This window comes from Rhizobium sp. CG4 (genome assembly GCF_023701965.1).
GTDB lineage: Bacteria > Pseudomonadota > Alphaproteobacteria > Rhizobiales > Rhizobiaceae > Agrobacterium.
In genome coordinates, this window is record NZ_JABAEG010000006.1 from 228608 (window position 1) to 241028 (window position 12421).

A 12421-nucleotide genomic window follows, 5' to 3' on the forward strand; every position below is an offset into this window, starting at 1 on the left:
GGAACTATAGGCGTGGCCTGCACCGCGATGAGCCGCTGCCACTTTTTGGCTGCCACAAGACTGGAAGCGGTTTCCGTGGTGGATCAGAATGAGCCGACTGTCGCTTTGAGATCAATATCGGCGGGCGGTGAGGTTGTTGAAGACTACAGTCATGTCGGGCTGACCCTGCGCAGATGCGGTGGCGTCTCCTTACAAACGTTGGGTCGAGGTTGCCGGGATCATATTTGGTGCACCAGCGGCCTGGATCGGCCAAGGGTGTGATGTTCATCACTATAGAAGATGAAATGGGTGTCGCCAATGTGGTCGTATGGTCCAAAGTGTATGAGAAACAGTGCAGTATCGTCCTCGGTGCTAGCATGATGGGCATCAAAGGTTATATTCAGCGGGAGGGGGAGGTGGTTCAGGTTGTTGGATGAGTTCCATAATGGCATGCCGCTGCCGGATCCAAGAGGCCGGCCAAAATCGGGCACCATCCTTACCCCTCACAGCCATCGGGGTGAAATCCGGGTCAAGACGCGCGACTTCCGATAGAACCTGGCGTTGCTTGCCCTGCAATGGCGACTCTGTTAGCCCCAAGGTTGCCGTATACGGATTGGAACAGCATGACTTCACAACTCGACTTCTTTGCATCGTCCGGCAAAACTGCAAGCGTGAGCATTGCCAGGTCCCCGGCGCGTGCGCGGGGACGCCAGGAAGAGGTTCCAGTCGATAGCGAGGCCATGGCCCGACATCTCGAATCCACCGGTGATTATCGCATTTTGCGCAAGCTTCAGGCGCCGCCGATCGTTAAACATCCGCGCCCGGAATTCCCGCGTCGTGGCATTGTTCTCGATACCGAGACAACCGGTCTGAATTACCGTTCCGATGAGATTATCGAGATCGGGCTGGTGGCTTTCACCTTTAACGATGACGGCCAGATCGGCGATGTCACGGATATTTATGGCGGTCTTCAACAGCCGAGCGTTTCGATACCGCCAGAGATTACACGGCTGACAAGGATCACCGACGATATGGTTGCCGGCCAGGTGATTGACCGGGATCGTATGAATTCTCTGATTGAACCGGCTGATCTGATTATCGCGCATAATGCCGGTTTTGATCGGCCGTTCTGTGAAGCCTTTTCACCGGTTTTTGTTCATAAGGCCTGGGGCTGTTCGGTTGCTGAAGTCGACTGGTCGGCCCGGGGTTTCGAAGGCAGCAAACTGGGCTATCTGATTGGACAGTCGGGTTACTTCCACGATGGGCACCGTGCCGTCGATGACTGTTTTGCCCTGCTTGAAGTGCTTGCCCTGCAGCGCGCACCCGCCGCGAGCACACCATTTTCGGAACTTCATGCCGCCAGCCAGTTGTCGCGTGTTCGTATCTATGCCGAAAACTCGCCCTTCGACATGAAGGACCATCTCAAGGCACGCGGTTACCGGTGGTCGGATGGCTCTGACGGTCGCCCGAAATCCTGGTGGGTGGAATTGCCGGAAGAGAAATTCGACGACGAGATGCATTTCCTGCGGAACGAGATTTATCGCTGGGAGGCCGATCCTCCCATTCGGCGTCTGACCGCTTTTGATCGTTTCCGGGCAGGCTGAGACAGGTCAAAGACCTGTCTTGATAACCACCTTGCCGTGGCTGGTGCGCGGTTTGCGCAGATAATCCCAGGCTTTTATGTACTCTTCCATCGGGTAGACCCGGTCAATGGAAGGTTTGATGCGCCCGTCTTTCAGATGCTGATAGACAAAAGCCTTGCCGCGCGCGCACATGTCAGGATTTTCAACGTAGTTGAACAGTGAATAAGGCTGAAAGGTCGCGTTTTTCTGGAACATGTCCTTCATTGGTAAGACAGGCGGCTTAGTGTCGAGCGTGCCGTAAAAATAGATCCGCGCGTCTCGGGCCAATGCCGGACTATATTGCGCAATCATGGTTTCGCCCACCGGATCGAATGCGGCATCGATGCCCTTGCCACCGGTCATTTCCAAGAGTTGTTCAGCAACGGATGCGCCTGTGCCATCGGTAACAACAATATGGTCAGCACCCTTCATCTGCAGGTAGTCGCGATTGGCCGCAAAGCGGGTCGTGCCGACCATCGTCGCACCCAGAATGCGTCCAATTTCCAACGAGGCAGTTCCGGCCGTACTGGTTGCTGCCGTCGCCAGCACGTGATTGCCAGCTCCGACCTTTGAGATTTCGGCCAGCGGAAAATAGGCCGTCATATATTGCATCCAGATGGAAGCGCTTTCGACAGCGGAGAGCCCTTCCGGCGCCGGCGTTACGTACCTGGCGTCAATGATCAATGTCTCGGTGCTGGCGCCACGCTGGTAATAGAAATAGGGTAATGTGCAGTAACGCTCGCCGATTGCGATCCCTTCAACACCCTCTCCAACGGCTTCCACAATGCCCGCAGCTTCCATGCCGATCCTGGCGGGAAAGTCATGGAAGCTGAAGGAGTAATTGTCCAACATCAGATCCATGTCGCCCCAGTTCAGGGCAAAAGCCTCGACCCTTAGCCTGACCTCACCAGGTCCCGGCTGTTCGACGGGGACATTCACGAGTGAAAGCCCCTGATAACCGGAATAGCTGTTGATGACCCAGGCACGTGCCATGGCTTTTGTCCTTCCTGCAAAACGATGTCGGGATCATGCCTTCGTTGTGTGCAGATCACGTGGCAGCGAGGAGAAAATCTCCGGGCCATCGGCGCGCAGGATGACGATGTCTTCCAGACGAATACCGAAACGGCCGGGCAGGTAGATGCCGGGTTCGATGGAAAAAACCATGCCTTCTTCGAGCACCGTTTCCGAGGTGGCAGTGATATAGGGTGGCTCATGGCCGTCAATGCCCATGCCGTGACCGGTCCGGTGCACGAAATAAGGGCCGTATCCGGCTTCGGTGATGACCGAACGTGCGGCAGCATCAACCTCTTTTGCCTTCACGCCGGGGCGGGCGGTTTTGAGAGCAGCCTGAACTGCCTTTTCGACAATGGCATGAACTTCGGCATAGCCTTCCGGCGCCTCACCAACCACCGCCATGCGGGTAATATCGCTTGGGAAACCATCCTTGCGACCACCAATGTCGATAACCACGGCGTCGCCTTTCTGGATGATCCGATCACCGGTATGGTGATGTGGAAATGCACCATTGCCGCCAGCGCCGACAATCCAGAATTTTGGATCAGCACCTTCCGAGGAAAAATGTGCACGGATTTCTGCGGCAACTTCGTTTTCGCTGAGGCCTGAACGCAGCGTGGCAAAGGCCTTTTGCATGGCGCGGTCTGCGATGCCGGCATTCATTTTCAGCTTTTCATATTCGCTGGCATCCTTACGCATGCGCAACCCGCCGAGGGACGCCGGTGTGAACTCGCTTTTCGTGTTGTCCGGCAAGGCATGCAGCAGCAAAAGAGCAAAATCGGCGCGCATGGTTTCATCCAAGGCGACCACACCAGGCGCAGTGGCGCCGATGGCTTCAAGCGCTTCCTTCAGCGCCTTTTCCGGTCCCTGGTCGTCACTCCAATTGAAGAAAGATATGTCGGTATGCTCGCGAGTGCCGTCCGCATTGAGGGCCGGCATCAAAAATGCTTCCTTGGTTGGCGAAACCAGCAGCAGGCAAGGCCGCTCATCTTGCATTGGGTGAAAGCCCAGCACCCATTCCATATGTGAACCGGGGCCAACGGCCAGCAGTCCCGTACCCGTTGCCTTCATTTGTGCGCGCAAGGCGGAAAGCCGGTTTTGTGTCTGGTTGCCCATTATGTGTGTCCTCCTAGTTTGCCGCAATAATGATGCGGCTGCCAAAGACGGGTTCGTCACCGCCAAAGGCATCAAATTTTGCCATTTCCGTTTCTGATGGTGGTTCGCAGGACCATTTGCGCCCCGGTCCCCAACCGCATTGCTGTTTGAGAAGGGCGGCATATTCTGCCCGTTTCAACGCTGCAATCGACGGATCGATTACCGGTACACCGAGCTCCTTTTCAAGCTCCTTGTAGAAACCGATTTCCATGGTGCAGCCAAGGATGAGTGCCTCTGCATAACCTTCTTCAACGGCCTTGCGACCCGCCTGTTTCAGTCGGCGTGCCGTCTCGTCATGGTCTTTCTGGAAATCATCGACACCAAGCCCGACCTCGTAAAATCCGGCAAGGCGTTTGCCATGGCCGTATTCCACGACATTGGCGTGCATCTGGTTTACCCATTTGCGGCGGCCAACAATAATTCCGAAGCGATTGACGAGGCTGGCAGCGATCTCGCAGGAAGCAACACATGGTGCTGTGATGATCATGTCACCCGAAATTTCGCGGGCGTCATGCAGGGCCGTGTCGTAAAAACAACCGATGGCAAGCGCGTCAAAACCTTCCTGCGCGGCGGCTCTGACCGCCCGCATGATGCCTCTGGTGACCAGTGCCTCGTAGGCCCGAAACTCGATATGCGAAAAACCGTACTGGTCTTTCGGCAAGGCGGTTACATGCACCTCAGTGCCCGGCAGTTTATGGTCACGTGCCATCTCCGCAAAGATGGCATCGACCTCAGGATTTGCGGCAACCGGATTGAGGTACATGATCTTGAGAGGTTTGTTGGTCATGGCGCGATCTCAGACCTTGTAACCATGAACATCGGCAGCACGTTCAGGCGTAATGAAGCCATTGCGAATATCTTGCGCGACCAGTGCCGGATCACGCTCTTTCGGGTTGCCCAAGCCGCCGCCGGTACCCGTAATGATGCGGATCACGTCATCCTTGTCGACACGGATGCCGGATGCATAGGCGTGGCGTTCCTGTGCTCCATCCTTGCGCATGACGAGGGCATAGTTTGCCGTTCCTTCATTGCCGCCATCCAGCGACCACGGCATGATCCGTGAGCGGGTATAACCGAGTGTGAGAAAGGAGTTATCGCGTCGAATGCGGTAATCGATGCGAATGCCGTGGCCGCCTGACCATTTGCCTTCGCCGCCCGGTTCGGTGTTCAACTCCATGCGGTCGATGATCAGTCCATTGCGGGCTTCGGAGATTTCCGCCGGGCAATTATAGGTCTCTCCATGCACGCCTGAGAAGATGGCGCTGTTACCATCGCGGCCTTCGCTGGCACCCCAGCCACCAATCTGAGGTTCAATGATGGTGTATTGCCGGCCGGTATCCGGGTGAATACCGCCGATGAAGGTTCCGGCGATGGATGAGAAGTGACCGGATGGCAGCTTGCCCGGCATATGTGGAGCAAGGCAGCGCCAGACCAGATCGTAAACGCGAATGCCGACTTCGTAATAGAAGCCAACGGCGGCCGGTTCCTTGGCATGGAATACGGTGCCTTCTTTCGTCAGCACCTTCAGCGGACGGAAGGAGCCTTCATTGGCCGGTGAGGCAGGGTCGGTCAGCGCCTTGAAAATGACCTGCATGCTGACCAGCGTGTCATCGCGTCCGGCGTTGAACGGGCCATTGTCCTGATCCGGATTATCGCGCAAATCTACAATGAATTCATCGGCCGAGACGGTGATGGAAACATTGAAGAAACGTCCGTCATCCTGCTCTTCCGAAAGTGAGTAGGTGCCGTGCGGCAATTTGGCCAGTTCGGCACGCGATACCTGTTCCCCGAAATTCATGAACTGCACCATAGCCGCTTCAAAGGTCGAAACGCCGTATTTGACCGCCAGTTCTTCAAGCCGTTTGGCGCCGATGCGAACCGAGGCGATTGCCGCCCAGAGATCGCCTTCCAGAAAGTCCGGCATGCGGGAGTTGGTGGTGATGATCTCGAAAACCGGACGGATGGGCTGGCCACGGGAAATCATCTTGATGGCAGGCAGGCGCAAACCTTCCTGGAAAATTTCCGTTGCCTCCGACGACAAGGATCCCGGCGCCATGCCGCCAATGTCGGAATTGTGGGCAATGTTCGCTGTCCAGGCAATGATCCGCCCTTCGGAGAACACCGGCATGACAACGATCAGGTCGTTGAGGTGGGTCACGCCGCCGTAATAGGGGTCGTTGGTGATGAAAACGTCACCGGGTTCAATATCGCCGGGCTCGGAGAACTTCTGAACAACGAATTTTACCGACTTGTCGAGAACACCGATGAAGCCCGGAATACCTGCTCCGGAAGAAGCCAGATGGCCCTTGGCATCGGTAATGCCCGTGCCCATGTCCAAAACTTCGTAGATGATGGAACTCATCGCCGTTTTGCGCATGGCGGCAAACATTTCGTCAGCCGTGGCCTGCAATGAGTTCTGAATGATTTCAAGCGTGATGGGGTCGTGGATTTGTTCTGCCATGTCCAGCTCCTTCAGGCGCCAAGATGGATGTGAATGTTGCCGAAACCATCGACCTCGACGCGATTGTCGGGATGGATGACGATGGTGGTGCCAGGATCTTCAATCACGGCCGGGCCTTTCACCTGCATGCCGGGCTGCAATTTTGTGCCGTCGTAGATCGTAGCGTCGTGAACACCTTCCAGAGCGTAATCGACCTTGCGGGTGCTTTTGGTAGCTGGCGATGCGTCGCTGTTGCCAAGCGGTTTTTCCTGCATCTTCAGTTTGCCAACCTCGGCAAAGGCCACGAGGTGAATGCCGACCAGTTCCACCGGCGCCTTGAGACGATAGGTGTATTCGCGCTCATAGGTTTCGTGGAAGTCGGTCTCGATTTCCTGCAAGCGTGCCTGCGTGATCGTGCCTCCATCGATCAGAACTTCCGTCGTATGTTCCTGGTTCTGGTAGCGGAACTTGCCATAGCGCAGGAATTTGACCTTGGGGGCGTCGATGCCTTCGGCGGCAAACTGCTCCTTGGCCAGCGTTTCGCTTTCGCTGAACAGGTTTTCGATCATTGCCGCGGCACCATCTTTCAGGTCGGCCAGCTTGGTCACGAAATAATCGCGGCGCAGATCGGACATCATCATGCCCCATGCAGAGAAAACCGATGCACCTGCCGGAATCACAACCTTTTTGACGCCCAGTTCCATGCCCAGTGCCACGGCATGCATGGCACCGCCGCCGCCAAACGCCACCAGGGTGAAGTCACGCGGGTCGAAGCCACGGTTCAGCGACACCAGCTTCAGCGCGTTGACCATGTTGTTGTTGGCAATACGGATAATGCCACGTGCTACCTCGTCGGAAGATACGCCAAGCTTGCCGCCAACGGCATTCAGCGCCTTTTCAGTCGCGGCCATGTCGGCCTCGACCGAACCGCCGCAGAAATAATCACGGTTGATACGTCCCAGCCAAAGATTGGCATCCGTTGTTGTCGCTTCCGTGCCGCCACGGCCATAGGCCGCAGGTCCAGGCATCGCGCCTGCCGATTTCGGACCGACATGCAGCTTGCCGAAATCATCTACCCAGGAAATCGAGCCGCCACCGTTGCCGATTTCCACGAGGTCGACGACCGGTACCATGATTGGATATCCGGCGGAGGTGCGGTCGCGCTCGATCCAGTAATCGGTCATGATGCGGACCTGACCGCCTTCGATCAGCGAGCATTTTGCCGTCGTGCCACCGATATCAAGTGCCAGCACATTTGGTTCACCAATTAGCTTGCCCAGTTCTGCGGCACCCCAGAAACCGGAGGCAGGGCCCGATTCAACCATGGTGATCGGGATTTTCGAAACCGAATCCAGCGAATCTACGCCGCAGTTGGACTGCATGATAAACAGGTTGCCATCAAAACCCTTGGTTTTCAGGCCATCGTTCAACCGTTTGAGATAACGTTCGGCGGCTGGCTGCACATAGGCCGACATAACAGTGGTATTGCTGCGCTCATATTCGCGCCATTCACGGGTGATCTGGTGTGAGGAGACGACCGCCACTTCTGGCCACAGCTTTGCGATCTCGGCAATAACAGCCTGTTCATGCGATGGGTTGGCATAGGAATGCAGGAAGCAGACGGCGATGGCTTCAACGCCATCATCCCGGAAAATCTTCAAAATCTCCGGCAGTGTAGAGAGATCAAGCGGCGTTACTTCCTCGCCTTTGTAGGTAAAACGTCCCGGCAGTTCACGACGCAGATAACGCGGCACAAAAACGTCGGGCTTTTCATAATGCAGGTTGAAAAAGTCCGGGCGGTTGCCGCGGGCAATTTCCAGCGTGTCACGGAAACCTTCTGTGGTGATCAGGCCAACTTTGACGCCCTTGCGCTCAGTCAGCGCATTGATGACAACGGTGGTGCCGTGGGCAAAGAAATCCACGCTGGCAGGATCAATGCCGCCCTTGTCCAGAACATTGAGAACACCCTGTTCAAAGTTGGGAGGCGTGGTGTCCGACTTTGCGGTGGTGATGGTTGCTTCACCGGTTGCGTGGTCCGTTTCGAAGCAAACGAGATCGGTGAACGTGCCACCGACATCGGTTGCGACGCGAATGGTTTTTCCGCTCATATCAGTGTGCTCCAGCCTTATTCTTGGTGTGAAGAAGCATGCAAATGGTGCCCGGCAATTTCAGCGCTTCGGCTGCAGCTACGCGTTCTGGCGTGTAAAAACCGGTTTCATGCAGGCAGTTGAGCGTGCCGATAACATTGCCGTCGACGATGATCGGCACGTTGATGACGCTTCCCAAGCCCAGCGATTTGATGATCTCGTGGTCATCGAAAACAGTGGCAATGTCTTCGATCGTGTTGGCGACAAAGGTCTGCTTTTGCTTGAGGGTAATTTCGGACCAGCGGGTTTCATTGTAAGGTTTCGTACCTGAAACGGGATAGACATCTGGCAGGCCGGAATAAACGCGCTCGGAGTTTTTACCCACGGTGTCTGCGGTCATGATGGTGAAGAGCTTTGCGCCGACAAGCTTTTTTGTCAGAGCTTCCAGCGCCACCATGGCCTTGTGTGGCTGATCGCCAGCTTCAGCGAGTGCGGCATTGAAATCGCTATAGTCAGTCATTTGCATTTTCCTGCTCCATTAGGCGATCGCGCAGGGCCGCTTCATCGCGGCTGACGACCGGAACTGCGCCGATAAGCCGGCGTGTGTAGGCATGTTGGGGATTGGTGAAGATGGCGTCCGTGCTGCCGATTTCGACGATGCGGCCTTTTTCAAAAACGGCGACACGGTCTGCAATATTGCGCACCACGGACAGATCGTGGGTAATGAAGAGGTAGGTCAAGCCACGCTTGTCCTTCAGCTCTTTCAAGAGTTTCAGCACGCGTGCCTGTACAAGCACGTCGAGTGCGGATGTCGGTTCATCCAGAACGACCAGTTCCGACTGGCAGGCCAGCGCACGCGCAATGGCGACACGTTGGCGCTGGCCACCGGACAGGGCCGATGGAGACCGTTTGCGGAAATCTTCCGGCAATCCGACTTCTTCCAGCAGTTCACCGGTGCGTTTGTCCCGTCCGGACTTGTCGCCGATATTGTGAACGTCGAGAGCCAGTCGCAACGAGGCGCCAATGCTGCGGCGTGGATTGAGCGATGAGAGGGGATTTTGCTGCACAAGCTGAATGTTCTGCCGATGTGTCTGCGTCCGTTTTGCCGGAAGCATCTCGCCTTTGAAGGCAACATCACCTGACGTGGCCGCATAAATGCCTAAAATGATGTTGGCGATCGTGCTCTTGCCGGAGCCGGATTCACCAACCACAGCCAGGCATTCTCCGGCATTGACGTCGAAGGAAATATTTTCCAGCGCCGTGACGTCTCGGCCGGCGACATTGAAGGTTTTGGAGATGTTGCGAACGGATAGAAGCGCGCTCATGCCAGAAGCTCCTTCTCGCTAAAGCCTTCATGCGCGATGAGCGGCGCACTGAAATGCGCGGGATCGTCATCGATGTCGGGAATACCGCCGCCGGTGATGCGTGGAACGGCAGACAGGAGAGCGCGCGTGTAAGGATGGCGCGGATTATCAAACAGGGTTTCGGTCTTGCCCTGCTCGACGATGTTACCCTTGTAGATGACGTAAACCCGGTCTGCAAATTCCCGCACAACACCAAGATTGTGGGAAATGAACAAGACCGACGTATGGTGTTTTTCCACCAGTTCTCCCATCAGTTTCAGCGTCTGGGCTTGTACGGTCACATCAAGTGCTGTTCCCGGCTCGTCAGCCAGAAGCAGGGCAGGATTGTTGGCAAGCGCCATGGCAATCATCACACGCTGGTTCATGCCACCGGACAGCTGAAAGGCGTAGGAATCCAGAACCCGTTCATGTTCGTTGATGGCCACATCTGCCAGTGCCTGAAGCGCAAGTGCACGGGCCTCGGCACGTTTGATATCAGGCCGCGCGCGTTTGAGAACCTCGTGAAACTGCACCTCGATGGTGTAGACCGGGTTTAGCGACGAGGACGGATCTTGAAAGATCATCGACATATCCGTGCCGCGCAACGCCTTGCGCTGGCGTGCAGTCATGGCGTTGAGGTTGCGACCTTCAAACTCCAGTCCGCCGGTGATCTTGGCATTTTTCTGCTCCTGCAGAAGTCCAAGTACGATGCGGGCAGTTACGGATTTTCCGGAGCCGGATTCACCGACCAGCGCCACCTTTTCGCCCTTGGCGATGTGCAGCGATATGCCGTGCAACACCGCGTTGGTACCGGAAAAGCTCTTGAAACCAAGCTTGAGGTTTTCGATTTTCAGGGTTGGGGTTTTCATTGATCCACTCCCAGAATTTCGCGCAGCGCATCGCCAATCAGGTTGAAACCGAACACCGCAATCAGAATGGCAAGGCCCGGGAATACGGTCAGCCACCAACTATCAGGCAGATATTTTGCACCTTCGGCAACCATCGAGCCCAGATCCGGTGTTGGCGGCTGTACGCCAAGCCCCAAGAAGGAGAGTGAGGAGGCGATGAGAATAACAAAGCCGAAATCCAACGTCATCTTGGTGAGGATCGAGGGTACGCAGTTCGGTAGGATTTCCCGGAACATGATGTGCAGACGCGAGGCGCCGATCACTTCGGCGGCAAGCACATAACCTTCTTCTTTTTCGGATCGGGCAAGGTTGTAGACAAGGCGTGTGTACCAAGGCCACCACATGGCAGTGACCGCGATCATGCCGTTTGTCAGTGTCGGTTCCAGGAGGCCCATCATCGACATGGCAAGAACCAGTGGTGGGATAGACAGGAACACGTCGGTGATGCGCATCAGCACATATTCCGTCCAGCCGCCGAGGTAACCGGCGGCAAGACCGATGGCGACGCCGACCGGAACTGCAATCGCCAGCACCACGATGCCGAGGATCAGCGATACCCGGTACGCATAGATGATGCGGGTAAAGAGATCACGGCCGACAAGATCAGTGCCGAATATGTAGGGCCATTCAGGTGCCTTGTTGAAGTTCAGGAAATCGACGACAGCACCCTGATGTTCGGGGAAGGGCACGATGAAGTCGGCAAAAACCGCCGAGAATACCACCAAAGCCACAAGCATCAGACCGATCAGGGAAAGCGGATTGCGCACAAGTACAAAGAGGGTTTTGCTCATGCTTTCCCCCTTGCAAGGCGAATTTTCGGATTGATGACGGAGACCAGCAAGTCAACGACGAGATTGACGATGAGGAACATGGCGGAAATGATCAGAACCGTGCCGATAATGGCGTTGAGGTCCTTTCGCAAAACCACTGCGACGCCGTAACGTGACAGGCCGGGCCAGGCGTAAACAGCTTCGATGAGGAACGCATTGCCGAGCATGGCCGCAAAATCGAGACCGATGATCGTCAAAGACGGGATCATCGATGGCCGGAAGGCATATTTGCGTGAAATCCGCTTTTCCGGAAAACCATAGGCCTGCGCCATTTCGATATAGGGCTTATCGTAGGTTTCCACCATGTTGGAACGGACCAGACGGGCGGCCTGTCCGATGCCGGAAAGGGCAAGCGCGAAGGCTGGAAGAATGAGGTGCGAAAGGGCGTCAACAAAGGCGTCCGGGCGACCTGCCAGCAACGTGTCGAGCAACAAGAAGCCGGTCACAGGTGCAATGGTGAAACTGTCTGCAATCCGTCCTGCAATCGGGAAAATAGGCAGGTAATAGGCAAAGACGAGCATCAGGATAACCGCCCAAACGAAGCCGGGAGCAGACACGCCGAGCAGCGTTATCAGGCGGATTACGTGATCCACGACGGTGCCACGAAACCGAGCGGACAAAACACCAAGCGGCACACCGAACAGCACCATCATGATACCTGACACGATGACAAGTTCGAGCGTGGCCGGCAGGAATTGTGCGATGTCGGCTGTTACCGGACGGTTGGTATAAAGTGAAATGCCGAGATCACCGCGCAGAAGATTACCGATGAAATAGCCATATTGCTCGATGAAGGGTGCATCGAGATGCAGCCTTACTCTCAGAGCCTCAACGGCTTCAGCCGTGGCATTAGGGCCGAGCGCAATGCGCGCCGGGTCGCCGGGAATGATCCGGGCTATGGCAAAGATCAGCAGGGACACGCCAAAAAGGACGATAAGCGACGTACCCAGCTTCTTCGCGAGAAGATGCAGGACAGGAAACATCTGTTTTTCTTTCAGAAAGTTAAAGGAGTGCCGGACGGGGGACCGCCCGGCACATCATCT

The 12421-nt window shown here is 55.9% G+C and carries 11 protein-coding genes and 1 pseudogene; 2 read left to right on the forward strand and 10 right to left on the reverse strand.

The features are described 5' to 3' along the window. Positions 1-23: 23 nt before the first annotated feature. Positions 24-410 (forward strand): annotated as a pseudogene (dnaE2, locus tag HGO37_RS18035) (error-prone DNA polymerase); the annotation flags it as partial. A gap of 192 nt (positions 411-602) precedes the next feature. Next, complete coding sequence (locus HGO37_RS18040) at positions 603-1583, forward strand: 3'-5' exonuclease (protein WP_250984524.1); 981 nt, start codon at positions 603-605, stop codon at positions 1581-1583. Between the two features lie 6 nt (positions 1584-1589). On the opposite strand, the gene HGO37_RS18045 is transcribed toward HGO37_RS18040, so the two are convergent. Genes HGO37_RS18045 through HGO37_RS18090 form a run of 10 tightly spaced genes read right to left on the reverse strand, consistent with a single transcriptional unit; the run spans position 1590 to position 12361 of the window. Then, on the reverse strand, positions 1590-2594 hold the full coding sequence (locus tag HGO37_RS18045) for a zinc-binding dehydrogenase (protein ID WP_250984525.1): 1005 nt from the start codon (positions 2592-2594) through the stop codon (positions 1590-1592). A 33-nt stretch (positions 2595-2627) separates the two neighbouring features. Continuing rightward, positions 2628-3731, reverse strand: coding sequence for a M24 family metallopeptidase (locus tag HGO37_RS18050; protein ID WP_250984526.1), 1104 nt, complete (start codon positions 3729-3731; stop codon positions 2628-2630). Between the two features lie 13 nt (positions 3732-3744). After that, a complete protein-coding gene (locus HGO37_RS18055; RefSeq protein ID WP_250984527.1) occupies positions 3745-4557 on the reverse strand; it encodes an aspartate/glutamate racemase family protein in 813 nt (270 codons plus the stop codon). A 9-nt stretch (positions 4558-4566) separates the two neighbouring features. Continuing rightward, positions 4567-6231 carry a hydantoinase B/oxoprolinase family protein gene (locus HGO37_RS18060; RefSeq protein WP_250984528.1) on the reverse strand — a complete coding sequence of 555 codons (1665 nt, stop codon included), beginning with the start codon at positions 6229-6231 and terminating at the stop codon, positions 4567-4569. Between the two features lie 11 nt (positions 6232-6242). After that, the gene (locus tag HGO37_RS18065) at positions 6243-8318 is read right to left on the reverse strand and encodes a hydantoinase/oxoprolinase family protein (protein ID WP_250984529.1); all 2076 of its coding nucleotides are present in this window, start codon (positions 8316-8318) and stop codon (positions 6243-6245) included. A 1-nt stretch (position 8319) separates the two neighbouring features. Further along, complete coding sequence (locus tag HGO37_RS18070) at positions 8320-8817, reverse strand: GAF domain-containing protein (protein ID WP_250984530.1); 498 nt, start codon at positions 8815-8817, stop codon at positions 8320-8322. Further along, positions 8810-9622, reverse strand: coding sequence for an ABC transporter ATP-binding protein (locus HGO37_RS18075; RefSeq protein ID WP_250984531.1), 813 nt, complete (start codon positions 9620-9622; stop codon positions 8810-8812). Before HGO37_RS18075 ends, HGO37_RS18070 begins: the two co-directional genes overlap by 8 nt. After that, a complete protein-coding gene (locus HGO37_RS18080; protein ID WP_250984532.1) occupies positions 9619-10509 on the reverse strand; it encodes an ABC transporter ATP-binding protein in 891 nt (296 codons plus the stop codon). Before HGO37_RS18080 ends, HGO37_RS18075 begins: the two co-directional genes overlap by 4 nt. Continuing rightward, complete coding sequence (locus tag HGO37_RS18085; protein WP_250984533.1) at positions 10506-11339, reverse strand: ABC transporter permease; 834 nt, start codon at positions 11337-11339, stop codon at positions 10506-10508. The genes HGO37_RS18080 and HGO37_RS18085 overlap by 4 nt, the downstream gene beginning before the upstream one ends. After that, positions 11336-12361, reverse strand: coding sequence for an ABC transporter permease (locus HGO37_RS18090; RefSeq protein WP_250984534.1), 1026 nt, complete (start codon positions 12359-12361; stop codon positions 11336-11338). The genes HGO37_RS18085 and HGO37_RS18090 overlap by 4 nt, the downstream gene beginning before the upstream one ends. Between the last annotated feature and the right edge of the window lie 60 nt (positions 12362-12421).

Coding starts and splice junctions, on each gene's coding strand:
- HGO37_RS18040 (WP_250984524.1), top strand. CDS start 603: ATGACTTCACAACTCGACTTCTTTGCATCGTCCGGCAAAACTGCAAGC.
- HGO37_RS18070 (WP_250984530.1), bottom strand. CDS start 8,817: ATGACTGACTATAGCGATTTCAATGCCGCACTCGCTGAAGCTGGCGAT.
- HGO37_RS18065 (WP_250984529.1), bottom strand. CDS start 8,318: ATGAGCGGAAAAACCATTCGCGTCGCAACCGATGTCGGTGGCACGTTC.
- HGO37_RS18080 (WP_250984532.1), bottom strand. CDS start 10,509: ATGAAAACCCCAACCCTGAAAATCGAAAACCTCAAGCTTGGTTTCAAG.
- HGO37_RS18090 (WP_250984534.1), bottom strand. CDS start 12,361: ATGTTTCCTGTCCTGCATCTTCTCGCGAAGAAGCTGGGTACGTCGCTT.
- HGO37_RS18075 (WP_250984531.1), bottom strand. CDS start 9,622: ATGAGCGCGCTTCTATCCGTTCGCAACATCTCCAAAACCTTCAATGTC.
- HGO37_RS18085 (WP_250984533.1), bottom strand. CDS start 11,339: ATGAGCAAAACCCTCTTTGTACTTGTGCGCAATCCGCTTTCCCTGATC.
- HGO37_RS18060 (WP_250984528.1), bottom strand. CDS start 6,231: ATGGCAGAACAAATCCACGACCCCATCACGCTTGAAATCATTCAGAAC.
- HGO37_RS18050 (WP_250984526.1), bottom strand. CDS start 3,731: ATGGGCAACCAGACACAAAACCGGCTTTCCGCCTTGCGCGCACAAATG.
- HGO37_RS18055 (WP_250984527.1), bottom strand. CDS start 4,557: ATGACCAACAAACCTCTCAAGATCATGTACCTCAATCCGGTTGCCGCA.
- HGO37_RS18045 (WP_250984525.1), bottom strand. CDS start 2,594: ATGGCACGTGCCTGGGTCATCAACAGCTATTCCGGTTATCAGGGGCTT.